This window comes from Geothermobacter hydrogeniphilus, from assembly GCF_002093115.1.
Lineage (GTDB): Bacteria > Desulfobacterota > Desulfuromonadia > Desulfuromonadales > Geothermobacteraceae > Geothermobacter_A > Geothermobacter_A hydrogeniphilus.
Genome location: NZ_NAAD01000004.1, coordinates 93,691 through 116,079, shown reverse-complemented (window position 1 = coordinate 116,079; position 22,389 = coordinate 93,691). Strand labels below are relative to the sequence as shown.

At 61.4% G+C, this 22,389-nt stretch carries 22 protein-coding genes; 4 read left to right on the top strand and 18 right to left on the bottom strand.

Annotation, left to right across the window (positions count from 1 at the left end; all coding sequences use genetic code 11):
• Positions 1–5: 5 nt before the first annotated feature.
• The 4 genes from B5V00_RS05025 to B5V00_RS05010 form a co-directional block, all read right to left on the bottom strand.
• Positions 6–320 (bottom strand): cupin domain-containing protein, encoded by a 315-nt coding sequence (locus B5V00_RS05025; protein ID WP_085009669.1) that lies wholly within the window; start codon positions 318–320, stop codon positions 6–8.
• 157 nt (positions 321–477) lie between these two features.
• Positions 478–3,024 carry a molybdopterin-dependent oxidoreductase gene (locus B5V00_RS05020; protein ID WP_085009668.1) on the bottom strand — a complete coding sequence of 849 codons (2,547 nt, stop codon included), beginning with the start codon at positions 3,022–3,024 and terminating at the stop codon, positions 478–480.
• Positions 3,025–3,092: 68 nt separating this feature from the next.
• Positions 3,093–5,048 carry an FAD-dependent oxidoreductase gene (locus B5V00_RS05015; protein WP_085009667.1) on the bottom strand — a complete coding sequence of 652 codons (1,956 nt, stop codon included), beginning with the start codon at positions 5,046–5,048 and terminating at the stop codon, positions 3,093–3,095.
• A gap of 185 nt (positions 5,049–5,233) precedes the next feature.
• Positions 5,234–5,656 carry a hypothetical protein gene (locus B5V00_RS05010; protein WP_085009666.1) on the bottom strand — a complete coding sequence of 141 codons (423 nt, stop codon included), beginning with the start codon at positions 5,654–5,656 and terminating at the stop codon, positions 5,234–5,236.
• Positions 5,657–5,801: 145 nt separating this feature from the next.
• Here B5V00_RS05010 and grxC point away from each other — a divergent pair, with 145 nt between their 5' ends.
• A complete protein-coding gene (gene grxC, locus B5V00_RS05005) occupies positions 5,802–6,068 on the top strand; it encodes a glutaredoxin 3 (RefSeq protein WP_085009770.1) in 267 nt (88 codons plus the stop codon).
• A gap of 94 nt (positions 6,069–6,162) precedes the next feature.
• Here grxC and rpe read toward each other — a convergent pair whose 3' ends face one another.
• From rpe to folK, 11 genes are all read right to left on the bottom strand, one after another.
• Positions 6,163–6,825, bottom strand: coding sequence for a ribulose-phosphate 3-epimerase (gene rpe / locus B5V00_RS05000; RefSeq protein ID WP_085009769.1), 663 nt, complete (start codon positions 6,823–6,825; stop codon positions 6,163–6,165).
• A gap of 208 nt (positions 6,826–7,033) precedes the next feature.
• On the bottom strand, positions 7,034–8,398 hold the full coding sequence (gene rsmB, locus B5V00_RS04995) for a 16S rRNA (cytosine(967)-C(5))-methyltransferase RsmB (protein ID WP_085009665.1): 1,365 nt from the start codon (positions 8,396–8,398) through the stop codon (positions 7,034–7,036).
• Between the two features lie 84 nt (positions 8,399–8,482).
• Positions 8,483–9,316 (bottom strand): zinc metalloprotease HtpX, encoded by an 834-nt coding sequence (htpX, locus tag B5V00_RS04990; RefSeq protein ID WP_085009664.1) that lies wholly within the window; start codon positions 9,314–9,316, stop codon positions 8,483–8,485.
• A gap of 90 nt (positions 9,317–9,406) precedes the next feature.
• A complete protein-coding gene (locus tag B5V00_RS04985; RefSeq protein ID WP_085009663.1) occupies positions 9,407–10,174 on the bottom strand; it encodes a DUF116 domain-containing protein in 768 nt (255 codons plus the stop codon).
• A gap of 17 nt (positions 10,175–10,191) precedes the next feature.
• Entirely contained in the window at positions 10,192–11,130 is a 939-nt protein-coding gene (gene fmt / locus B5V00_RS04980) for a methionyl-tRNA formyltransferase (protein WP_085009662.1), read from the bottom strand.
• On the bottom strand, positions 11,130–11,645 hold the full coding sequence (def, locus tag B5V00_RS04975) for a peptide deformylase (RefSeq protein ID WP_085009661.1): 516 nt from the start codon (positions 11,643–11,645) through the stop codon (positions 11,130–11,132). The genes fmt and def overlap by 1 nt, the downstream gene beginning before the upstream one ends.
• 301 nt (positions 11,646–11,946) lie before the next feature.
• The gene (sucD, locus tag B5V00_RS04970; RefSeq protein WP_085009660.1) at positions 11,947–12,822 is read right to left on the bottom strand and encodes a succinate--CoA ligase subunit alpha; all 876 of its coding nucleotides are present in this window, start codon (positions 12,820–12,822) and stop codon (positions 11,947–11,949) included.
• Positions 12,823–12,834: 12 nt separating this feature from the next.
• Positions 12,835–14,001: an ADP-forming succinate--CoA ligase subunit beta gene (gene sucC / locus B5V00_RS04965; protein WP_085009659.1), complete on the bottom strand. Its 1,167-nt coding sequence runs from the start codon at positions 13,999–14,001 to the stop codon at positions 12,835–12,837.
• 598 nt (positions 14,002–14,599) lie between these two features.
• Positions 14,600–15,244 (bottom strand): fructose-6-phosphate aldolase, encoded by a 645-nt coding sequence (gene fsa / locus B5V00_RS04960; protein WP_085009658.1) that lies wholly within the window; start codon positions 15,242–15,244, stop codon positions 14,600–14,602.
• Positions 15,245–15,268: 24 nt separating this feature from the next.
• Entirely contained in the window at positions 15,269–15,532 is a 264-nt protein-coding gene (locus B5V00_RS04955) for an eL24 family ribosomal protein (protein WP_085009657.1), read from the bottom strand.
• Positions 15,533–16,027 (bottom strand): 2-amino-4-hydroxy-6-hydroxymethyldihydropteridine diphosphokinase, encoded by a 495-nt coding sequence (folK, locus tag B5V00_RS04950; RefSeq protein ID WP_085009656.1) that lies wholly within the window; start codon positions 16,025–16,027, stop codon positions 15,533–15,535.
• Between the two features lie 269 nt (positions 16,028–16,296).
• Here folK and B5V00_RS04945 point away from each other — a divergent pair, with 269 nt between their 5' ends.
• The 3 genes from B5V00_RS04945 (at position 16,297) to B5V00_RS04935 (ending at position 17,915) form a co-directional block, all read left to right on the top strand.
• Entirely contained in the window at positions 16,297–16,680 is a 384-nt protein-coding gene (locus B5V00_RS04945; protein ID WP_085009655.1) for a VOC family protein, read from the top strand.
• A 39-nt stretch (positions 16,681–16,719) separates the two neighbouring features.
• Positions 16,720–17,460: a methylenetetrahydrofolate reductase gene (locus B5V00_RS04940; RefSeq protein WP_085009654.1), complete on the top strand. Its 741-nt coding sequence runs from the start codon at positions 16,720–16,722 to the stop codon at positions 17,458–17,460.
• A gap of 296 nt (positions 17,461–17,756) precedes the next feature.
• Entirely contained in the window at positions 17,757–17,915 is a 159-nt protein-coding gene (locus tag B5V00_RS04935) for a rubredoxin (protein WP_085009653.1), read from the top strand.
• A 12-nt stretch (positions 17,916–17,927) separates the two neighbouring features.
• Here B5V00_RS04935 and B5V00_RS17280 read toward each other — a convergent pair whose 3' ends face one another.
• The 3 genes from B5V00_RS17280 to B5V00_RS04920 all read right to left on the bottom strand — a co-directional run bounded on the left by B5V00_RS17280 (position 17,928) and on the right by B5V00_RS04920 (position 22,326).
• Entirely contained in the window at positions 17,928–18,371 is a 444-nt protein-coding gene (locus B5V00_RS17280) for a hypothetical protein (protein WP_085009652.1), read from the bottom strand.
• Positions 18,372–18,958: 587 nt separating this feature from the next.
• The gene (locus B5V00_RS04925; RefSeq protein WP_085009651.1) at positions 18,959–21,406 is read right to left on the bottom strand and encodes a methionine synthase; all 2,448 of its coding nucleotides are present in this window, start codon (positions 21,404–21,406) and stop codon (positions 18,959–18,961) included.
• Positions 21,406–22,326, bottom strand: coding sequence for a homocysteine S-methyltransferase family protein (locus B5V00_RS04920; protein ID WP_085009650.1), 921 nt, complete (start codon positions 22,324–22,326; stop codon positions 21,406–21,408). Before B5V00_RS04920 ends, B5V00_RS04925 begins: the two co-directional genes overlap by 1 nt.
• Positions 22,327–22,389: the final 63 nt, after the last annotated feature.

Sequence of the window (22,389 nt, the reverse complement as noted above, 5' to 3'; positions counted from 1 at the left end):
CCTCCCTATCCCGCGGAAATGCTCAGGAAAACCAACCCCTGCCGCCCATTGTTGATCACCCCGTGCGGTTTGCCGGCCGGGACCACCACCAGACTGCCTGGCGTGATCGGCAGCGGTTCGTCATCACTGAGGTAACTACCGCTGCCTTCGAGCACCGACCAGACGTGATCGCCGGCATGTTCATGAGGTTTGATCTGCTGCCCCGGCAACAGGCACCAGAGGGTGGTGCGTGAATGATCCAGTTCGGCGATGACCACCTTGTTGGCCTTCTCCTCGCTGTAGGCGATCATCTCCCGGTAATCACAACTGACGGTTTTCATCTCAAACCTCCGAAAATGATTCGAACCAGTGCCTGGTCCGGTGTCGGTGAATGAATCCACGGATTCAGGTCAATGCAAAGGGCGCCGCGGTCATGCGACCGGGCGCCCTGATTTTACCTGAAAAAAAACTCTTGTGGAGAAAATGATCAGCCCGTGGCTAAGGCCTACTGATCTCCACCGCCACGTAGCAGCTGTCGATCGGAATCGCCTGCTGCACGTTGACATCGGCGAAATGCACCGGGGCGAACACCAGCCCCTGCGGGACCGCGTCGCTGAAACGGACCGGACCCAGGGCACTGCCGGTACTGGTCGTCAACTTGGCCCGACCGCCGTCCCGAACGCCACAGGCTTTTCCATCCTGCGGATTCATTTCGATGTACCCGGCCGGCGCCACCTCGGCGGGACCGGGAGCATAAGTGGTGGTACTACCGAACTGAAAGAGGATCGTTCCGGCCAGCAGTTGCAGACCTTCAACCGGGCCTGCCGGGGACACGGGAAGGACTTTCAGCTGTTTCGGCTGCGGCTGCCAGGGAAGTTTCTGACAGCTTCTGCGGCCCCGGCCGGTGAAACAGACGTCTTCGTAGAGACCACAAAGATCCTTGATCTCGGCCTGCAAGGCCGCGGCCTCCAGCGGGGCACCACCCAGCAACGCCAGCAGCTCGGCAAAGATCTGACCATCAGGGCGGGCCTCTCCCACAGGCTTCAGGGCCGGCTGCAGATAACCGAGACGGCCGTCATGGCTGGTCACCGTACCGCTCTTTTCGGCAAAACTGACACCGGGCAGAACCAGGTCAGCGCATTCGGTCAACTCGGAAGCGAGGATGTCCTGAACTACCAGGAAATCAACCTTGTCAAGGGCCTGACGCCAGCGGCCGCTCTCGGGAAAATCAACCAGGGGGTTAACCCCGGCCAGATAGAGAAACCGGATTTCACCCTTTTCGATGCCTTCAAGGATGGCGGCGGCGTCACGCCCGCCGTTCGGCAGGCTTACCCCCCAGGCCTTTTCAAACCGCAGCCTGGCGGTGGCGTAATCCTGCTGGCCGGGCAGCAACTCGGGAGCCACTCCCATGTCAACCACGCCCTGCATGTTGCCTTTTTCATCGAGCGGGAACAGACCGCCGACATCGCCGTGCAGGGCCCCCGACACCAGGGCCAGATCGGCCAGAGCGGCCGTGGCGGCTTCGGTCTGACGACCCTTGAGAAGGTCTCCGCCGAAAATGATGGCGACCGATTCAGCACCGCCGATGTGATCGGCCGCCTCTTCGAGCAGCGCCCGGGAAACCCCGGCCGCGGCAGCCGCCTGATCGATATCAACCGTCCTCAGTTGCTCAAGGGCTGCCGGGTCGGCAAGATACTGATTGAGGAAATCCTCATCGGCCAGCCCCTTGTCGACAATCAACCGGGCCAGCGCCAGCGCCAGGCCGGTTTCACTGCCCGGCTTGTACTGCAGGAAGATATTGGCATGTCGAGCCAGCTTCACCCGTCGCATGTTGGCCAGCATCAGCTTGCCGTCACCCTGGCGGCAGGCACGCTCAATCTGCCAGTCAACCAGGGGGGCCTCGGCAGTCACGTCGGCACCGAAAACCAGCACCGCCGCCGCCGAGCCGATGCGATCATACCGATTGCTGGCACCGCCGAGCCCGAGCTGGTCACGCAGAGTCATCATCCCGCGCAGGAAACCGAACCGGGCCTCGCTGTCGAGATTGTTGCTGCCCAGTCCAGCCCGGAAAAGTTTCTGGAAGAGATAATTCTCCTCGTTGGTCAGGCGCGGGGAACCCAGTCCGGCACAGGCCGCCCCGCCCGCGGCGCGCCCCTTTTCCACCACCCGGGACAACGCCTCCTCCCAGGAGACCGGCTGCTGATGGATGCCGTCCTGTTTCAGCAGCGGGGCCGTCAGGCGACGGTCGGAAGCAACGTAGCCGTGGCTGAAAAACCCGCCGATGCAGAGGTTGCCGTCGTTGCTGCCGCAGCCGTCTTCGGCGACCACGCGGAAAATCTCATTGCCCTTGGTCTGCACCTCGGTTTCACACTGGCCGCTGCACAGGGTGCAGACGGTCGCGGTCTTGCGCAGTTCCCAGGGCCGGGCGCGGAATTTGAAAGTCTTGGAGATCATCGTCCCGGTCGGACAGACCTGGACGCAGTTGCCGCAGTATTCGCAGAGGTCGAGATGTTTGTCGATAAAGGCCTTGTCTCCCTTGTCGTTGGTGAACAGGGCACTGGCGCCGACCACCTCGTGACAGACCTTGACGCATTTTTCGCAGAGCACGCAACGGTTCGGCACCTGCTGGATCAGCGGCCAGCCATCAATGGTCCCAGGGCTGACATCCTCGGCCTCGAAGGACTGCCGGGTCACATTGAATTCATAGGTGATATTCTGCAGTTCACATTCGCCGCCGGCGTCACAGACCGGGCAATCGAGAGGATGATTGACCAGCAGCAGTTCAATGATCTGCTTGCGGGTGGCGTACAGCTTTTCACTCTGGGTGGTCACCACCATGCCGTCAACAGCCGGCGTGTGACAGGCCGCCATCGGCTTGGCGACTCCTTCGATCTCGACCACGCAGATCCGGCAGGCCCCGGTCGGCGAAACTTTTTTCAGGAAACAGAGGGTCGGAATGCGGATACCGGCCTTCTCGGCGGCGGCCAGAATCGTCGCCCCCTGCTCTATTTCAACTGTCTTTCCGTCGATCTTCAGATTGACCATTGGCTACTTTCACTTTCAATCGATACTGGTATGGACCCGGAAGCGGTCCGTTCAGTCGAACTGCTTTGTTACCCAACCGCCACCATGCCGACCCGGTAGCAGCGCAGGCAACGTTCCGCCTCACGCACCGCCTGGGTTTCCGGCATCGCCAGTTCGATCTCGTCCCACCCCCTGGCCCGCTCGGGACCACTGATCTTCGGCTGATGCTCGCGATGGGTGCCGCCGGCCAGACCGACCGGCTCATCCTTGTCGAACACACCAAGATTGTTCACCAGGTCTTCCATGGCATCGGCCTCGTCGAGGAAGGTCCTGCCGGTTTCGAGATAGCGGGCCATGGCGCGGGCGGCACGGCGCCCCTGGCCGACCGCAGCGACCACGGTCATCGGTCCGATTTCACAGTCACCACCGGCAAAAACGCCCTCGCAGTCGGTCATCAACACCCCGCCGCGGGTCACGATGGTGTTCCAGCGGGTGGTTTCGATGCCGAGATTATCCTCTTCGAGGAAGGAAAGATCCGGGTCCTGGCCGATGGCCGGGATGACCATGTCACAGGGGATCACGTACTCGCTGCCGGGCACCGGCTGCGGACGACGACGACCCGACTCGTCCGGCTCGCCGAGTTCCATCTTGACCACCTCAACCCCGGTGATCCTGCCGTTCTCGTGCACCAGCCGGGTCGGATTGCGCAGGAACTCGAACTGTACGCCCTCCTCCTCGGCATCATCGACCTCATAGGATTCCGCCGGCATCTCCTTGCGGGTTCGCCGATAGACCAGGATCGAGTCCTCGGCGCCCTCGCGCAGGGCGACCCGCACACAGTCGATGGCGGTATTCCCGCCGCCGACCACGATCACCCGTTTGCCGGTCTTGATCGGCTGGCCGAGTGCCACGGCACGCAGGTAGTTGATGCCGCCTTCGGAGAAGCCTTCGTAACCCTGGTCTTCCCCCTCAACCCCCATCGGCTTGGAACGGAAGGCGCCGACACCGATAAAAACGCCGTCGTACTGTTCCTTGACCTGTTTCAGGGAAATATCGCGGCCGAGCTTGGTATTGAACTTGATCTCGACGCCGAGGCCCTGCACGATTTCGTATTCGCGCCGCAGCAGATCACGAGGCATGCGATAGTCGGGAATACCGACCGCGACCGTGCCGCCGGGCTCCGGAAGCATGTCGAGGATGGTGACCTTGTAGCCCTCAAGGGCCAGGTAGTAGGCACAGGAAACGCCGGCGGGGCCGCCGCCGATCACGCAGACGGTTTTTTCCCTGCTGCCGGCAGGCGCCATCGGCGGCTGCTTGTGATGCATCCACTCATGATCGGCCGCCACCCGCTTGAGGACCATGATACTGATCGGTTCATCAACCAGCGCGCGCCGGCAGGCGCTTTCGCAGGGGTGCGGGCAGACCCGGCCGCAGACCGCCGGAATCGGCATGTTGCGGCGGATGACGTCAAGCGATTCGTCGAAACGGCGATTCTTGATCTCTTCGATGTACGACGGGATGTCAATATGCGCCGGACAGCGGTCCATGCAGGGCGCGGTCAACTTGTCGTGATAGGAAGCGGCCGGTTTCGCTTTGCGCCGACCGCGGATGTAAGCGAGGTAGTCGTCACGAAAATACTTGACGGTATCGAAAACCGGGAGCGCCGAGGTCATGCAGAGGGTACACTTGCAGTTGTCGAGCAGTGCCGACAAGCCCTCGATAATCTCCAGATCCCGCTCCTCGCCGTGACCGGAGACGATGCGGGCCAGGGTATCCTGCAGCACCCGGGTCCCTTTCTTGCCGGGAGAACACTTGGCGCAACAGTACTTCTCCTGGACCCGCTTCATATATTCAGCGGCCATGGCGACAATATCGGTTTCCCTGTCGAGTACGATAATGCCGTCCCAACCCATGAAGGCGCCGATAGCACCGTTCTCAAGGTAGCGGTCCGGCAGCTTCAGCTTCAGCGAAGCAAGATCCGTTTCACCGCCCTGGCGGTTATCGACGATCTGCCGACCCCAGCTGGAAAAAATAACCTGAGACAAAGTCTACCTCCAAAAGCAAACCGCACCCCGACCCTGCAGGGAGCGTCAAACTGCCTGAAAAAAGGGAAAGAGCGTCCGATAAAGGCCGTCAACTTCCCCTGATTTTGTATACAGTATGCAGTTAATTACCACAGCAGAGGGGCCTAAATCAAGCCCTTTTTGGCTCCCGGAATGGGGCTGAAAGACTAGGGAATCGGGGGAATATCACTGGTGATCTGCCAACCGACAGGGGTCGGCTGATCGGCATTGAAAAAGGTCCAATGCAGTTCATAGCGCCGGGTCCGCACCCGAGTCGACGGCAGACGGTAGTATTCGATCACGATCGTGCTGTCAACCTCTTCACCATCCTCGGAAAATTCAACCGAATCAAGCCGTACATCGGTGATCTTGAGGTCATCCTGGCCAACAAACAGATCCCGAAACGCCTTGCGCCGGGGCTTGGCGACATGCTGCGCGGCACCGTTGATATCCTTCCAGCGAAGGCGCTGCATAAAATCGACATTATCCGACTCGAACGTCTTGCGAGGGGTCTCGAGAGCCCCTCCGAAGCCTGCGCATCCAACCAGGACCGGGAGCAGGAAAAGGAGCCACAGCAGACGAATCGACATCACAGCCTCCACATCGGGGAATCAGATTGGATCTCCGGCTTTACAGCCCTGAATTCACGTCACCTGCAATCGGGACTTGCATGTCGGCAATGAACAGGTAAAATCGAACTTCTGCCAGATTGCCATGAAAACCGGGAGCATCACCATGAGCAGTATCGAAATCTACACCAGAAACTACTGCCCCTATTGTCGCCGCGCCAAGGAACTGCTGAAAATCAAGGGGGTCGATTTCGTCGAGTATGAGATCAGCGACGACCCCGAGAAAGAGCAGGAAATGGTCCAGCGTTCAGAACGCCGGACAGTACCGCAGATCTTTATCAACGGCAGCGGGATCGGCGGCTGTGACGAACTCTTCACCCTCGACGAGCGGGGCGAACTCGATGCCATATTGAGAGCCGAGACCCTTTCCTGACCCCCCCCTGGATTCGCGACTCCTCAACCGGCAGATCCGGGCAGGGCCCGTCGCTGCAACCTCCACGATCACAACAATCCCCGAATCGCGAACGTCAGGTCTGCGCAACAGCATTGGCCTTGAGCTGATCAATGGTCGCCGTGTAGTCATCACTGCCGAAGACCGCGCTGCCGGCCACCAGCACATCAGCACCGGCCGCGGCAATCCGACCGATGTTGTCGATCTTGACTCCGCCATCCACCTCGATTTCAGTCGCCAGGCCGCGGCTGTCGATCATCTGCCGCAACTGGCTGATCTTGCCCAGCGCGCTGTCGATAAATCCCTGTCCGCCGAACCCCGGATTGACACTCATCACCAGCACCAGGTCGAGATCTTCCAGAATCACGTCGAGACTGGAAACCGGCGTGGCCGGGTTGATCGAAACCCCGGCTTTTTTCCCCAGACTCCTGATCAGCTGCACGGTCCGGTGCAGATGGGCGACCGCCTCCTGGTGAACGGTGATGATGTCGGCACCGGCCTTGGCGAATTCGGGGATGTAAAGATCAGGGTTTTCGATCATCAGGTGGACATCGACCGGCAGCTCCGTCGCCTGACGGGCGGCAACGGTCACCAGCGGCCCGATGGTGATGTTCGGCACGAAATGCCCGTCCATGACATCGACGTGGATATAGTCGGCGCCGGCGGCGGCGACGGCCTGAATCTCTTCGGCAAGACGACCGAAGTCGGCCGAGAGAATCGAGGGGGCTATCTTGACCATGGTCTGCTCCTGGTTGGGAATGTCATCAGGCTGATGAAAAACGTCCATCTGCTGCGTTGTCCTTCCCCCGCGCCAACGACGTACCTTCCGGTGCGCCTTATTCCGCGGGTGTGCGGACGCCTTGCATCTGGACATTTTTGCTCAGCCTGAGGGGACATGCCTTTTTCAATACCCTGCTTTGTATCACGTCCGGCAGCGGAAATGAAGCTCAGATCCTGCGGCGCAGGCGGGCGGCAAAGAAGCCGTCGAGGAACGGATGGCGGGGCCAGGTCGACAGGCAGCCCTGTCTGTCACACAGCTCCGCCCACTGCGGCATGACCTCGCGGAGATCCTCCAGGACAAACTGCGGATGAGCCGCGAGAAAACCCTCCAGCACCTGGCCGGTCTCCTCCTCGGTGACGGTACAGACCGAATAGACCAGGACTCCGCCCGGCTTGAGCAGCTCCGCTGCCCGGCCCAGGATGGCGCCCTGCAGGGCTGACAACTCGCCCAGGGATTCCGGTTTTCGCCGCCAACGGGTTTCCGGGTTGTGGCGCAAGACGCCAAGGCCGCTGCAGGGGGCATCGACCAGAACCCGATCGAAACCGGCCGGAGCGGGAAAATCGGCAGACTGTGTCATGTCCCGGACACACGCCTCAATCCCCGCGCAACCGAGACGCCGCGCCCCGGCACGGATCAATTCGACCCGCTGCGGATGCAGGTCAAGGGCGGTGATCGCCAACCGGTTGTCTCCCAATGCCGCCAGATGGGTGGTTTTGCCCCCCGGGGCGGCACAGCAGTCAAGAATTGTTTCTCCCGACCGCACCCCCAGCAGGGGCGCAACCAGCATACTCGCCTCATCCTGCACCTGGAACCAGTCGGCGGGCAACACCTCCAACCCGCGGCGGTCATCAAGAACCACGCCCTCCGCGGCGAACCGGCAGGCGCGTGCCGCGATTCCCCGTCGTTCAAGGTCGGCAAGCAGTTCCTCCCGACTGACCTTGAGGGTGTTGCAGCGCAGACTCAATGGTGCCGGCTGCAGCTGAGCCACAGCCAGGCGGATGGCGGTTTCGGCACCGTAAACAGCCAGCCAGCGCTTCGCCAGCCAACGCGGCAGCGAGCAGGCATGCTGCAGATGGTCCAGCGGGTTTTTCCGCTCATCCGGCCAGACCAGTTGCGGCAGACCGCGCAACAGTCCGCGCAGGACCCCGTTGATGAACCCGGACGCGCGCTGCAGACCGACCTGCCTGGCCAGGTTGACACTGGTATTGACCGCCGCCGATGGCGGAATACGCTCCAGCTCAAGGACCTGGTAGGCGCCCAGCCGCAGGATCTGCAGAACCTTCGTTTCCAGCTTCCCCAGCGGCTGCCGACAATGTCGGGCCAGAACATAATCGAGCCGCCCGCGCTTTCTCAGCACGCCGTAAACCAGCTTGGTCAGCAGCCCCCGGTCACGTGGATCGGAAACGCCTCGACGACGCAGAACGTCGTCAAGGGCGAGGTCGGCATAGGCGCCCTGTTCGACCCGCTGCAGAATCTCAAAGGCGAGGAGTCGCGGATCTGACAGGTTGCGGGGGCGGGGAGAACGGGGCATAAAACAGGGAACCTTTTGCGGAAAAAGTCAACAGACCCGGCGAAAAACTCCCCGGAAGGAGAAGGGATGACGGAACCGCCGGTTTCAGCCGACAGTCATCGCCTCCAGTCGACGAATGCGTTCCTCCATCGGCGGATGAGTGGAGAAAAGCGCCATCATCCCGCCGCCCTTGAGCGGATTGACGATAAACATATGGGCGGTCGCCTCGTTGACCTTTGCCATCGGCTGACGCCGGTTACCGGCCTCCAGCTTGCGCAGGGCGTTGGCGAGACTGAAGGGACTGCCGCAGAATTTCGCTCCGGTTGCATCGGCCTGGTACTCGCGGGAACGGGAGATCGCCATCTGCACCAGCATCGCCGCGATCGGCGCCAGGATCATCATGCCGATCAGCGCCAACGGGTTGCTGTCCTCGTCATCACGGCCGCCACCGAAGATCAGCGCCCACTGCGCCATGTGCGCCAGCCAGGAAATCGCCCCGGCGAAGGTGGCGGCGATCGAACCGATGAGGATGTCGCGGTTCTGCACGTGCGCCAGCTCGTGGGCCATCACCCCCATCAACTCGTCACGGGAAAGGATCTGCAGAATTCCCTCGGTGGCGGCCACCACCGCGTGCTGCGGGTTGCGGCCGGTGGCAAAGGCATTGGGGGCCTGCTGCGGCAGCATGTAGACCCGCGGCATCGGCAGACCGTTGCGCCGGCAGAGTTCCGTGACCACGTCAAAGAGGGGACCGCTCTGCACTTCCCGGCCGCGGTACATCTTGACCACGATCTTGTCGGAAAACCAGTAGCTGCCGAGGTTCATCACCGCGGCCATCAACAGGGCGAAGGTGGCGCCTCCCTGTCCACCGATGGCGCCACCGGCCGCCACCAGCAGCAGGGTCAGCAGGGTCATCAGGGCTGCAGTTCGAAGAGCATTCATTGTCGAGTCCTCACAGAGTCAGAAAAGGCCACCGGCATTGGTGGCTTTTCCGGCAAGATAAGAATTGTTCCCCCCCGGGTCAAGGGGCATTCACGTAGTTTCGACCACGTGTTCACCCAGGACCTGGCGCACTTCGTCGAGAACGACATGGGTATTGAAGCAGGGGCCGTTGGGGCGATGGTTGAGAACCCCGATAACCGGCAGCGGATAGGAATCGCGAATACCCGAAGTCAGGTCCCGCTCGCAGGCCACGGCAAGGATGAAGCGTGGACGCTTGTCGACGATGATCTTGCGCGCCAGGGTACCGCCGGTGGCAACCGCGATATCGATCCCGCGTTCGACGGCGATTTCGGCCAGGCCGCTGATGTCACAGCGTCCGCAACGCACGCATTTCTGGATATCGCCGGTGATCTTGATATCGCAGTCGAACAGCTGGATGCAGTGCGGCAGCAGGATCAGGGCCTGATCGGGACGGACCCGCAGCTTCTTGGCCCGCACCAGTTGGTTGTTGAGAGCGATGAAGGATTGCTGCAGGGTATCACGGTCGACACCGAGCAACTTGCCGAGGTTGATGATGGCGGGGAAAAGATAGCGAATGACAATCCGCCGCAGCCGCTCGGAGAAGAACAGATCCCGCCCGGTCAGCAGGGTCAGGATCAGCAGGGCAAGACCGCCGACCACAACCAGCGACAGCACCCCCAGCACCAGGCCGAAAATCAACGGCAGGGCCGGATGGATGTTGCCGAGCCCGACCGAGGGCACCCACCAGAGCAGAAAAGCGACGACCAGCACCACACCGCCGGCACCACCGAGCAGGGCGATAAAAAGCCGCTTGCGCGGTTTGAAATCCTGATTCACCTTTAAATCATCCTGTCTCAGCCGAGCCTTGTCCCGGGCGGAAGATCGTGACCACGCAGAAAGTCCGCCGCCGCAAGCTGTTTTTTGCCGGGCAACTGCAGCCGACCGACAAGCAGCGCCTGCTCCCCGCAGGCGACCAGCACTCCGTCGGCGGAGGCCTGCAGCACCATACCCGGCTCTCCCGTCCCGGCAACCACCGAGGTCGCGGCAATCTTCAGGGTCAGGCCATCGAGGGTCGTGTAGGCCGACGGCCAGGGATCAAGACCGCGAACCAGGTTATGAACCTGCCGCGCCGGGCGGTTCCAGTCGATGCGGCCATCCTCCTTCTTCATCATCGAGGCATAGCTGCTTTCCGCGTCATTCTGCGGCACCCGTTCCAGGGTCCCGGCACAGAGCCGCTGCAGGGTCTCCCGCATCGCCTCGGCACCGAGCGGCGCGAGACGATCGTGCAACTCGCCGGCGGTTTCATTCGGACCGATGTCAAGACTCTTCCGGATCAGCATATCTCCGGTATCGAGCCCTTCATCCATGTACATGGTGGTCACCCCGGTGACCGTCTCACCATCGATGATCGCCTTGTTGATCGGCGCCGCGCCGCGATACTTCGGCAACAGCGAGGCATGGACGTTGATGCAGCCGAAGCGGGGCAGCTGCAGCACTTCCCGGGAGAGGATCTGCCCGTAGGCCACCACCACCACCAGATCCGGAGCGAGGCTCCGCAGCTGTTCGACCGCCTCGGGACGCCGCAGCTTCTCCGGCTGAAAAACCGGAATCTGCCGCTGCTCGGCCAGCACCTTGACCGGCGGCGGGGTCAGCTTGCGACCGCGACCGCTCGGCCGGTCGGGCTGGGTGAAAACTCCGACCAGGTTGCAACCGGCATCAATCAGGCCCGCGAGGGACGGGCAGGCGAAGTCGGGGGTCCCCATGAAAACGGTGCGGATATCAGCGGGCTGCATCAGAGCTGCTCCTCCAACTGTTCAAGAATTTTTTTGTACTTTTTGCGGAAGATGCTTTTTTTCAGCGGTGAAAGCCGGTCAACGAAGAGGATGCCGTCGAGATGGTCGATTTCGTGCTGGAAGCAGGTCGACCACAGGCCCTCGACTTCGACCAGATGTTCGACGCCCTCCAGATCCTGGTACTGCACCTGCACCCGGGCCTTGCGTTCAACCTTGGCATAGTAGCTCGGAACCGACAGGCAACCCTCCTCTTCGCAGGACTCCCCTTCGCCGAAAACGATCTTCGGATTGACGGCAACCACCAGCTGCTTTTCATCCTTGGGACTGCAGTCGAGAACAATCAACCGTTTTGAAACCCCGACCTGGGGGGCGGCCAGGCCGACTCCCGGCGCGGCATACATGGTCTCGGCCATGTCTTCGGCCAACCGCCGCAACCCGGCATCAAAATCGGTCACCGGGGCAGCCACCTTTTTCAGCACCGGGTCGGGATGACGAACTATTTTCAGCAGAGCCATCTGCCAGCTCCTCTTTCTCTTCTGCGCCCGCCTCCGCGAGACCGACGGTTCAACCTCTCATCCTACGTGTCCCGGGACACCGAAGTCAACTCCGTGCAACCGGGAACAGCATCGACCACCGTTACAAGGCATTGGATTCAGGATCAAATCAAGGCGTCCCCCGATAAGTGCGGAGACGTAGCGGCAGCGACGTCGCACAAGCGAAGCGGGATGCAACGCAGAGTTGACGACCTCACAAACGCAAAGGCGCCGGGAACCAGTCCCGGCGCCTTTACTTTGTCCAGAATCACGTCAACCCGGTTCAGGGCTTCCAGATCTTGAGCAGCGCCTCGGCCATCTCCGCAGGAGAATCGGCAACACTGATGCCGCACTCGCGCAGGAAGGCTTTCTTGCTCGCCGCGTCGCCCTTGCCGCCGGAAATGATGGCACCGGCATGGCCCATCCGCTTCCCGGGAGGGGCGGTGGCGCCGGCAATGAACGCGGCTACCGGCTTGGTCATGTGGTCACGGACGAACTCGGCAGCCTTCTCTTCGGCGTCGCCGCCGATCTCACCGATCATGATCACCGCCTCGGTGTCGGGATCCTCCTCGAACATCTGCAGCGTGTCAAGGTGGCTGGTGCCGTTGACCGGGTCTCCGCCGATACCGACACAGGTGGTCTGACCGATATCGCGGCTGGTCAGCTGCCAGACCGCTTCATAGGTCAGGGTGCCGGAGCGGGAAACCACCCCGACCGGACCGGGCTTGTGGATGTAACCGGGCATGATGCCGATCTTGCACTGCCCGGGGGTGATGACGCCGGGACAGTTGGGGCCGATCAGGCGGGTCTTCTTGCCCTCCATGTACTTCTTGACCTTGACCATGTCGAGAACCGGCACGCCTTCGGTGATACAGATCACCAGGTCGAGCCCGGCGTCGACCGCCTCCATGATGGCGTCGGCGCTGCCGATCGGCGGTACGTAGATAACCGAAACATTGGCGCCGGTCTTCTCGACCGCTTCTTCGACGGTATCGAAAATCGGAAACCCGTCGATCTCGCCGCCGCCCTTGCCGGGAGTGACCCCGCCGACCATCTGGGTGTTGCAGTAATCGCGGCAGCCCTGGGCATGAAACAGGCCGGTGGCACCGGTAATTCCCTGGGTGATGACTTTGGTGTTTTTATCGATCAGAATACTCATTGTGAACTCTCCTTAGGCGGCCTTGACGGCTTTGACGATCTTCTCGGCGGCATCCGCCATGCCGTCGGCACTGACGATATCGAGACCCGACTCAGCCAGAATCTTTTTGCCGAGATCGACATTGGTTCCCTCAAGGCGCACCACCAACGGCACCTTGACACCGACCTGCTTGGCCGCTTCGACCACTCCGGTGGCGATCACGTCGCATTTCATGATACCGCCGAAGATATTGACCAGGATTCCCTCGACCTTTTCATCGGAGAGAATGATCTTGAAGGCCTCGGTCACACGCTCAATGGTCGCTCCGCCCCCGACATCGAGGAAGTTGGCCGGTGAAGCGCCATAATACTGGATGATATCCATGGTCGCCATCGCCAGGCCGGCACCATTGACCATGCAGCCGATGTTGCCGTCGAGGGCGATGTAGGAGAGATCGTACTGGGAGGCTTCGATCTCCATCATGTCTTCTTCGTCGTAATCGCGAAGATCGCGAATGCGCAGGTGACGGAAGAGGGCATTGTCATCAAAATTGATCTTGGCATCGAGACAGAGGAGCTGCCCGTCGGCGGTCAGCACCAGTGGATTGATTTCCAGCAGCGAACAGTCCGCCTCGACGAAAGCGGTGTAGAGGTTCTTGAGCAGGGGCACCGCCTGCTTGACCTGGGCCGGGGCAAAGCCGAGCTTGAACGCGACCTTGCGGGCCTGGAAAGCGGTCATGCCGACAGTCGGATCGATCGCCTCGAAGAAGATCTTCTCCGGGGTATTGGCGGCGACTTCCTCAATATCCATGCCGCCCTCGGCCGAAGCCATCAGGGTCACCTTGGAAGTGGCACGGTCGACCAGGAAGGAAACGTAGAATTCGTCGGCGATGTTGCAGCCCGCCTCAACCAGCACCCGCTTGACCAGCTTGCCCTCGGGCCCGGTCTGGTGGGTCACCAGGGTCATGCCGATCATGTCGCGGGTAAACTGCTTCACCTCGTCGGGAGTCTTGGCGATCTTGACGCCGCCCCCCTTGCCGCGACCGCCGGCATGAATCTGCGCCTTGACCGCCCAGGGGCCGTCACCGAGACGCTTGGCCCAGTCGCGGGCCGAGTTGCTGTTGTAGACGACATGTCCTTCCGGAACCGGCACGCCGAAATTCCGCAGGATCGCCTTAGCCTGGTACTCGTGAATGTTCATGGGTTCTTCACCTCAAGCTATGGGTTGTGAAAAAGTCTATCCGGTCTTGGGGCCGGCACCTGACAACATCGAACCGGCATACCTGGAACCTGCATGCCGACCTCCGCAGCGGACAATTCTTCCTCCAGGGCCATGCAGCCCGAATCAGCCATTGATCCGGGTTCAGGCCCCGCTCCCCATACTCTCCCAAAAAAAACAGGCAAACTGGTCAGATCATATCACCGAAAAATTCGTTTCCCGGCATCACCAGGCCTGGCAGACGAAACTTAAAACATCATTATAACGGCATCTTAGACGGTATACGCCTGGCAGTTTTAGACCTTTTCGGCGTCTTCGTCAAGAGGCCTGACCAGCATACAGCAAAAAAGGCCCGGCGCCACTTCCTGCAGTCCAGGAGCCTGTTGACTATCCGGGCTGAAGCGAAAATTTGACTGATTGAGGTCAGATTTTAGCTCATTTGAGGGCAATAGCCGTAGCTATTGATCAAAAAGAAGCTGAAATATGGGCCAATCAGGCGGATTTACAGCCAGTCCATGGATAGTCAACAGACTCCTAGCAGAGAAGCGGTGCCGGGCCAGTCCGGCAGGCGGAAAGATGCTTATTTCTGCGCCTTGTTGTGGTCGGCCAGAAACTTCTCGATACCGACATCGGTCAGCGGGTGCCGCGCCAGCTGCTGCATCACCTTGAAGGGGATGGTGGCGATATCGGCACCGAGCAGGGCCGAGGTCTGCACGTGCATCGGGCTGCGCACCGAAGCGACGATGATTTCGGTGGTATAGCCGTAGTTGTCGAAAATGCTGCGAATCTGGTCAATGCCTTCCATCCCCTCGTGACCGATGTCGTCGAGACGACCGACAAAGGGAGAGACATAGCTCGCCCCCGCCTTGGCCGCCAGCAACGCCTGCACCGGGGAGAAGATCAGCGTGACATTGGTGCGGATACCTTCGGCGGCAAACACCCGGGTCGCCTTGAGACCCTCTTCGGTCATCGGCACCTTGATGACGATATTCTTGTGGATTTTGGCCAACTCCCGCCCCTCGGCCAGCATGCCGGGGGCATCGAGGGCAATCACCTCGGCGGAGATCGGTCCGTCGACGATGCCGGTGATTTCGGTGATCACCTCTTTGAAATCGCGCCCGCTCTTGGCGATCAGCGACGGATTGGTGGTGACGCCATCGACCAGGCCCAGCTCACAGGCGGCGCGGATCTCGTCAACTTCGGCGGTATCAATAAAAAATTTCATTCTTCTGCTCCTTGACCGACAGGTTTATTTCGACCGGGAACGGTAGGCGTCCCGGCAGGCTGTACTACAGAAAAATTGCGGGTGCCCGGCTATCGTCTCTTTCAGCGCGTCGCTCCGCGGCAGGTAGGTACCGCACTCCGGATCCTTGACCATCTCCTCCCCGGCGTCGCTCTTCTCGGCCGGGGACGGCGGGTTCAGACCCTGTCCACGACGAAAAATCCGCAGGATGGCCGAAACCATCGCGTAAATCAGAAAGGCGAAAATCGCCAGCAGCAGCAGACGGATCATTTACCAGTCTCCACGGCAGGCGATCCCCGTCCAGGGCTCTCCCCGCCGCCATAAATCGCCGACCGTTCCGCCGCTTCCCGGAATTGGCAGATCAGGCGCCAGATCAAGCAATGGCGCCAGCACAAAACCGCGTCCGGCAAGGCGCGGGTGAGGCAGTTCCAGCTCCGGACTGCGGCTGATCATGGCGTCAACCAGCAGCAGATCAATATCCAGAGTGCGCGGCCCCCACCGGGTTTCACGTTTTCGACCACAGGCGCGCTCCAGGTCCTGGCACCGCTCCAGCAGCTGGTACGGGTCAAGTTCAACCTGAAGCTGTAAAACCGCATTGAAAAAGGCCGGCTGGCCCTCGGGGCCGCCGACCGGTTCGGTTTCATAGAGTCGCGAACTGCCGACCAGCTGGACCTCGGTCATGGCGGCCAGGGCCGTCCGGGCATGACGCAGGTTGGCAAGCCGGTCACCGAGATTGGCACCGAGCCCGATGAAAACAAGAGACATGTCGTCGACTCTTTCGCAACTGCAGGGATCAACCTGAATCAGTGCGTTTATGCCGGATGGAGAGTGCAAGCGCCTGCCCTGAATACGGTTTTCAAATGACAGGTTCACCGGCGATTTCCGGGGATCGCGGGCAGGGCAATGGCTTGCACTATCCGCCGGTGATGAACTCACCGATTCAGGATTAAAGCACAGGCGAACGAACAGCGTCAACCGCGGTTCGGTTGCCAGCACATTCCCGGCGTGATACAAACAGCCGCAAGGAGCGTTGCATGAGCCTGACCCTGACCCTGGCGGTCGCCGACCTCGACCGGACCGAGTTTTTTTACCGTGACATTCTCGGTCTGCAACTGGAAACTTTTGAACCGGCGCCGGAATTCCCCCGGGTTCTGTTGTTGCTGTGCGGCGATACAGCAATCCTCTTCCGCCGGCAACAGGCGCTGGAAGCTTCGCATCCGGCCCTGTTTGAACATCTTGATCGCCACCCCAAGGGGGTCGGGATGACCCTGGAGTTGGAGCTTCCCGACCTGGAGGCGGCCCGGCGGGCCATTGACCGGCAGCAACTGCACCTGCTCTACGAACTGGATGACGACGAGTTCAAGCGCCGGGAAATCTGGCTTCACGACCCGGACGGCTACCTGCTTATTCTAACCTGAGTCAGACCGGCCAGGTTCAACCGAGGAGAACAACGGTAAATGGGCGATCTCGCGATCGAACTGGTGCCCCGCTCACGCGAAGTTCTGGAGCGCGACCTGCAGACCGTGCGGGAACATTTCCCCCGGGTGCGGACCATCAATATCCCCGACCTGCTGCAGTTTCCCCTGCGCGCCTGGGACGCCGCGGAGGCCATCGCTCCGCAGGTGGAACGGGTGATTCCGCATCTGCGCGCCATCGATTTCGACCTGCAGGAGGACTGGCCGTTTCTCGACACCATCCGTCGCAGCGGCTGCCCGGCGGTCCTCGCCATCTCCGGCGATCCGCCCCAGGACATGCTGCATCGCACCTTCCGCACCCCGGTCACCGAGTTCATCTCCCGGCTGAAGCAGGAACTGCCCGGCGTCAAAATCTACGCCGGCCTCGACCCCTACCGCAGCGGCGTCAAGGAAGAACTCGACTATGTCCGCGCCAAGCTGAACGCCGGCGCCGACGGACTGTTCACCCAGCCCTTTTTCGACCTGCGCTTCATGGAAATCTGGGCCGACCTGCTGATCGGCCTCGACATCTGGTGGGGCATCGCCCCGGTGCTGACCGAAAAAAGCCAGGCCTACTGGGAGAACAAGAACAACGGCTTCTTCCCGCCCGACTTCGAACCAACCCTGGAATGGAACCGGCAGTTCACCAGGCGTGCCCTGCATTTCGTCAAGACGCGCGGTGCCAGCGCCTACATCATGCCGATCCGGGCGGATATAAGGAAGTATCTGGACGGAATTATTTAGGGGAAAAGCGGCTAAGGGTGAAAGGCTAAAGGAGAAAGGCCAAGGGGCCGAGTACGACCCGCAGCAGCTACTCCGCAGCGACTGAAGACGGGAGCAACGAAGCAGACGGGTGCTTTTCGATTGCCCCCCCCACCACGGAGATGCCCTGGACCAAACCTGGGCGGCTCAAAAGTGCCAAGATACGAGGCGGACGCAGGCTGAGGAGTGAGGCGTAGCGGCAGCTACTCCGCAGCGACGAAGACAAGGACAACGAAGTAGATTGGTGCTTTTCAGCCGCCCCCCACCACGGAGACGCCATGCGCTACATCTGTTCCAACTGCGGCTATATCTACGACCCTCAGCAGGGTGACCCGATGTCCGACATCCCGGCCGGCAGCAGCTTCGACGAGCTGCCGAAAGACTGGTGCTGCCCGCTCTGCTATCTCGGCAAAGAGATCTTCGACCCCCTCGACTGACCCGCGACAGGGCTAACCCTGACCGGTCCCGTCACCGATGCTCTGCACCGGGATCCAGCGGCCATCCCCCAGCACCTGGACTTCGTCAACCCGATTCTGAGCATCATAAAGGACCCGAGCCTTGATCTCGGCCCCCTTGCCGGCCACCCCCTCCACCGGGGTGGTGACGAGTTCCGCCACGCCGAAGGTCAAAACATCGGCGGCGCCGTACAGCAGGGCCTTGCCCGCCTTGACCGCCCCATGCTGTCCCTGCATGAACTTGAAGATGTCACACTTGCGGCCATCGGCCTCGACCTCGGTCGCCACCGGCTGTCCCAGCTCCGCCAGCACCTGGTAACGGTCGGTGCCCCGCTTGAGGACCGACAGATCCTTGCACTCGGGACCAGACGTCGCCATCACCACCGAACAGGCCGCCAGCAGCGGCAGCAACATGAGGACCAAAAGATTTTTCCACATCACACAACCTCCTGATAAATGATTCAGTTCCTTCAAAAAGGTCCGGATGCTAGGAGTCTGTCGAACAATCCATGGACTGGCTGCAAATCCGTCTGATTGGCCCATATTCCAGCTCCTTTTCGATCAATAGCTACGGCTATTGCCCTCAAATGAGCTGAAATCTGACCTCAATCAGCCAAATTTTCGCTTCAGCCCGGATAGTCCGACAGACTCCTAGACACCCGAGCCCGAAGAGTGAGGCGTAGCGGCAGCTACGTCGCAGCGACTGAAGGTGAGGGAAACGACGCAGATGGGCCTTTTTCAATCGACCTCTGCCATTGCGACCCGTACCGCCTTCCAATCCCCAAGGCGGTGAGAAAGTGCCCGGATGCAAGGCTTGCGACAACTGAAACCGCAGGCGTAGCGGCAGCTACGTCGAGGATTGAGGGCGGAGCGTAACGCCGCAAGTCCATCTTTTTATCCCCCCCAAGGCGATTCAAAAAGGTCCAGATGCTAGGCGCCCGAACCTGAAGAGTGAGGCGTAGCGGCAGCTACGTCGCAGCGACTGAAGGTGAGGGGAACGACGCAGATGGGCCTTTTTCAATCGCCTACACGGCGAAATACTTGGCTTGCGGGTGATGCGCCACAAGCGCCGACGTCGTCATCTCCGGCACCATCTCGCAGTTCTCGGTCAGGCTGACGCCGATCCGTTCCGGCTGCAGCAGCTCGAAAATCGGTCGCTGCAGCTCCAGGTCGGGGCAGGCCGGGTATCCGAAACCGTAGCGGCTGCCGCGGTAACGCTGCACCACGTAGTCGCCGATGGTCTCCGGTTCGCCTTCGGCGATGCCCATCTCGAAACGCATTTTGCGGTGCCAGTATTCGGCCAGGGCATCGGTCACCTCAACCCCGAAACCATGCCAGAGCAGGTAATCCTTGTAGTTGGCAGCCGCGTAGAGGGCACGGGTTTTTTCCGCCAGTTCGGGACCGAGAGTGACCACGAACAGCCCGGCGACATCCCCCCCCTCTTCCTCATTGTGGAAGAAATCGCTGATGCAGAGGTGGGGAGCAAAACCCTGGCGTGGGAAGCCGAAGTGGAAGTCCCTCCCCTCATGTTCCAGGACCAGTTCATCCCCCTCGCCGCGGCAACGGAAATAGCCCCAGGCAACCCGCGGCTGCAGCAGGCCGCTCTCCAGTACCTCCTGCCTGAAGCGTTCATAGGTCGGCAGCACCTCGGTCGCCACCAGTTCAGCGTAGTCCTCGGCACTCAGCTTGCCGCGCCGGTAGCCCCAGCGGCCACGGAACAGGGCCTGCTCATTGACAAAAGGAAAAACCTCGGCCGGATCGACCTCGCTGCAGGTGCGACTGCCGAAAAAAGGCACCTCGGGAACCGCGATCTCACGATCAATCTCCACCGCACGCGGCCCCGGACGGCTGCCGGCAGCGGCTTCGCGAACTTCCACTTTCGTCGCAACCAGGGTCCCGGCCTCGAACTCGCGCATCGCCTTCAACCCGGCGAAGGCATCGGCGCAGTAGACCACCGGGGCATCATAACAGGGGACGCAGTCATCGGCCACGTAGCGGGCGGTCAGGGCCGCGCCGCCGAGCAGGACCGGCTGCTTCAGCCCGGCCTGCCGGAACTGGGCCAGATTCTCCTTCATCAGCAGCGCCGACTTGACCAGCAGCCCGGAGAGACCGATGACATCCGGCTGCAGCTCCTGCGCCCTGGCGATGATCTCCTCGGCCGGCACCTTGATACCGATGTTATGCACCTGGTAACCGTTGTTGGAAAGGATGATATCGACCAGGTTCTTGCCGATGTCGTGGACGTCACCGGCGACAGTGGCCAGCAGCAGGCTGGTCCGGCTTTCCCCTTCGATCCGTTCCATGTAGGGTTCAAGCAGCGCCACCGACCGTTTCATCACCTCGGCCGACTGCAGCACAAAGGGCAACAGCAGTTCGCCGCGACCGAACAGTTCACCGACTTCGCGCATCGCCGGCACCAGCAGGTTGTTGATGATATCAAGCGGCCGCCAGCGGCCGCGCAGTTCCGAAAGCAGATCCTCCAGACCTTCCCTGTCCCCCTTGAGGACCCGCTGCCGCAACTGTTCCTCGTAACGCAGCGACTCCTGCGGCTCGTCCTCGTCACCGTCGGCAGCCTGCTCGAAATGCTCGATGAAGCGCATCAGCGGCGACAGCTCCCGGTCGTGGCCGCGATTGAAGAGCAGATCGTAGCAGACCTCGCGGTCCTGCTCGGAAATCGAGTTAAGGGGAATGACCTTGGCGGCGTCGACAATGGCGGTATTGAGTCCCGCCGCGACCGCCTCGTGCAGGAAAACCGAGTTGAGGACCTTGCGCGCCGCCGGCCGCAGGCCGAAGGAAATGTTGCTGACCCCGAGGGTGAAGCTGACACCGGGCAACTCCTGCTTCACCCGGCGGATGGCGTCGAGGGTCTCGACGGCGGCGTTGACCATCTTCTCATCCCCCGACCCGACGGTGAAGGTCAGCAGGTCGAAGAGGATATCCTGCGGCCGCAGGCCGTAGCTGTTGACGGCCAGATCGTAAATCCGCCTGGCCGCCGCGACCTTCTTTTCACAGGTCAGGGCCATCCCCGCCTCGGTGATGGTCAGGGCGACCACCGCCGCGCCGTACGTCTTCGCCAGCCGGCAGATTCGTTCAAGATTTCTGCCCCCGTCTTCGAGGTTGATGGAGTTGATGATCGCCCGCCCCGGATAGAGGGGCAGGGCCGCCTCCAGGGTCTCGGGGCTGGTCGAGTCGAGCATCAACGGCGCCTTGCAGCTGCCGGCGAATGTCTTCACCAGGGTCAGCATATCGCGCTTTTCATCCCGCCCGGTATAGGCAACACAGAGATCGAGGACCTGGGCGCCGCGCGCCTCCTGGTCAAGAGCGACCTTGAGACAGGCATCCCAATCCTCGGCCAGCAGCGCCTCGCGGAAGGCCTTGGAACCGTTGGGATTGCAGCGCTCGCCGATCAACAGCGGCGGGATCTCCTGCTGCAGATCAACCGCCTGGTAGAGACTGGCAACCTGGGCTTTCATCAGCACACCTCCCGTTTTTTCGGCGTCACGCCGGCGAGCTTTTCCGCCAGGGCCCTGATATGATCCGGGCTGGTGCCGCAGCAGCCGCCGACAATGCTGACCCCTTCTTCGGTCACGAAGCGGTGCATCTGCTCGGCAAAGGCGCTCGGCGAGAGAGGATAGACGGTTCGGCCGTCAACCACTTCCGGCAGCCCCTGATTGGGAATGCAGGAGATCCGCGCCGGCCAGTTGCGGCTCAGGTAGCGGACATGGCTGGCCATATCCTGCGGCCCGGTCGCGCAGTTGAGGCCGAGGGAGAACAACTCGAAGGGTTCGAGGGTTGCGACCACCGCGCCGATATCGGAACCGACCAGCATGGTGCCCTGCTGTTCAATGGTCACCGAAACGAGCACCGGGATCTCTATCTTGCCCGCGGCCAGAACCTCAAACGCGCTCACCAGCGCGGTTTTGGTCTGCAGCAGGTCCTGGCAGGTCTCGATGATCAGGCAGTCGACCCCGGCTTCCAGCAGCGCCTCGACCTGCTCGCGAATCGAGACCGCCAGCTCGGCGACCTCGATGTGGCCGAGGGAGGGCAGCTTGGTGCCCGGCCCGACCGAGCCGGCGACATAGCGGTCCGCCCGGCCGGCGATCGCCGTCCGGGCGTGCTCCACCGCCAGCCGGTTGAGCTGCTTCACCTTGTCCTGCAGGCCGTACTCGGCCAGCACCACCGAAGAGGCGCCGAAGGTGTCAGTCTCGACCACCATCGCCCCGGCGTCGAGCATCTCGCTGTGCAGCCGGACGATGAACTCGGGGCCGTGCAGGTTGAGAACCTCGTTGCAGCCCTCGCAGCCGGCCCAGGCCTCATCGGGAATCTCCATCTGCTGCAGGTTGGTGCCGCAGGCACCGTCGAAGATCAGGATCGGATGATCGGAAAAAGCCATCTGTCGCTCCTCAAATGGAAAGGGACCGAGAAGTATAAGCCAAACCACGATCAAGGTCCACAA

Excerpts from the sequence above, each read along its gene's own strand:
- B5V00_RS05025 (WP_085009669.1), bottom strand. The coding sequence starts at position 320 with ATGAAAACCGTCAGTTGTGATTACCGGGAGATGATCGCCTACAGCGAG.
- B5V00_RS05020 (WP_085009668.1), bottom strand. The coding sequence starts at position 3,024 with ATGGTCAATCTGAAGATCGACGGAAAGACAGTTGAAATAGAGCAGGGG.
- B5V00_RS05010 (WP_085009666.1), bottom strand. The coding sequence starts at position 5,656 with ATGTCGATTCGTCTGCTGTGGCTCCTTTTCCTGCTCCCGGTCCTGGTT.
- grxC (WP_085009770.1), top strand. The coding sequence starts at position 5,802 with ATGAGCAGTATCGAAATCTACACCAGAAACTACTGCCCCTATTGTCGC.
- rpe (WP_085009769.1), bottom strand. The coding sequence starts at position 6,825 with ATGGTCAAGATAGCCCCCTCGATTCTCTCGGCCGACTTCGGTCGTCTT.
- rsmB (WP_085009665.1), bottom strand. The coding sequence starts at position 8,398 with ATGCCCCGTTCTCCCCGCCCCCGCAACCTGTCAGATCCGCGACTCCTC.
- htpX (WP_085009664.1), bottom strand. The coding sequence starts at position 9,316 with ATGAATGCTCTTCGAACTGCAGCCCTGATGACCCTGCTGACCCTGCTG.
- fmt (WP_085009662.1), bottom strand. The coding sequence starts at position 11,130 with ATGCAGCCCGCTGATATCCGCACCGTTTTCATGGGGACCCCCGACTTC.
- def (WP_085009661.1), bottom strand. The coding sequence starts at position 11,645 with ATGGCTCTGCTGAAAATAGTTCGTCATCCCGACCCGGTGCTGAAAAAG.
- sucD (WP_085009660.1), bottom strand. The coding sequence starts at position 12,822 with ATGAGTATTCTGATCGATAAAAACACCAAAGTCATCACCCAGGGAATT.
- sucC (WP_085009659.1), bottom strand. The coding sequence starts at position 14,001 with ATGAACATTCACGAGTACCAGGCTAAGGCGATCCTGCGGAATTTCGGC.
- fsa (WP_085009658.1), bottom strand. The coding sequence starts at position 15,244 with ATGAAATTTTTTATTGATACCGCCGAAGTTGACGAGATCCGCGCCGCC.
- B5V00_RS04955 (WP_085009657.1), bottom strand. The coding sequence starts at position 15,532 with ATGATCCGTCTGCTGCTGCTGGCGATTTTCGCCTTTCTGATTTACGCG.
- folK (WP_085009656.1), bottom strand. The coding sequence starts at position 16,027 with ATGTCTCTTGTTTTCATCGGGCTCGGTGCCAATCTCGGTGACCGGCTT.
- B5V00_RS04945 (WP_085009655.1), top strand. The coding sequence starts at position 16,297 with ATGAGCCTGACCCTGACCCTGGCGGTCGCCGACCTCGACCGGACCGAG.
- B5V00_RS04940 (WP_085009654.1), top strand. The coding sequence starts at position 16,720 with ATGGGCGATCTCGCGATCGAACTGGTGCCCCGCTCACGCGAAGTTCTG.
- B5V00_RS04935 (WP_085009653.1), top strand. The coding sequence starts at position 17,757 with ATGCGCTACATCTGTTCCAACTGCGGCTATATCTACGACCCTCAGCAG.
- B5V00_RS17280 (WP_085009652.1), bottom strand. The coding sequence starts at position 18,371 with ATGTGGAAAAATCTTTTGGTCCTCATGTTGCTGCCGCTGCTGGCGGCC.
- B5V00_RS04925 (WP_085009651.1), bottom strand. The coding sequence starts at position 21,406 with ATGAAAGCCCAGGTTGCCAGTCTCTACCAGGCGGTTGATCTGCAGCAG.
- B5V00_RS04920 (WP_085009650.1), bottom strand. The coding sequence starts at position 22,326 with ATGGCTTTTTCCGATCATCCGATCCTGATCTTCGACGGTGCCTGCGGC.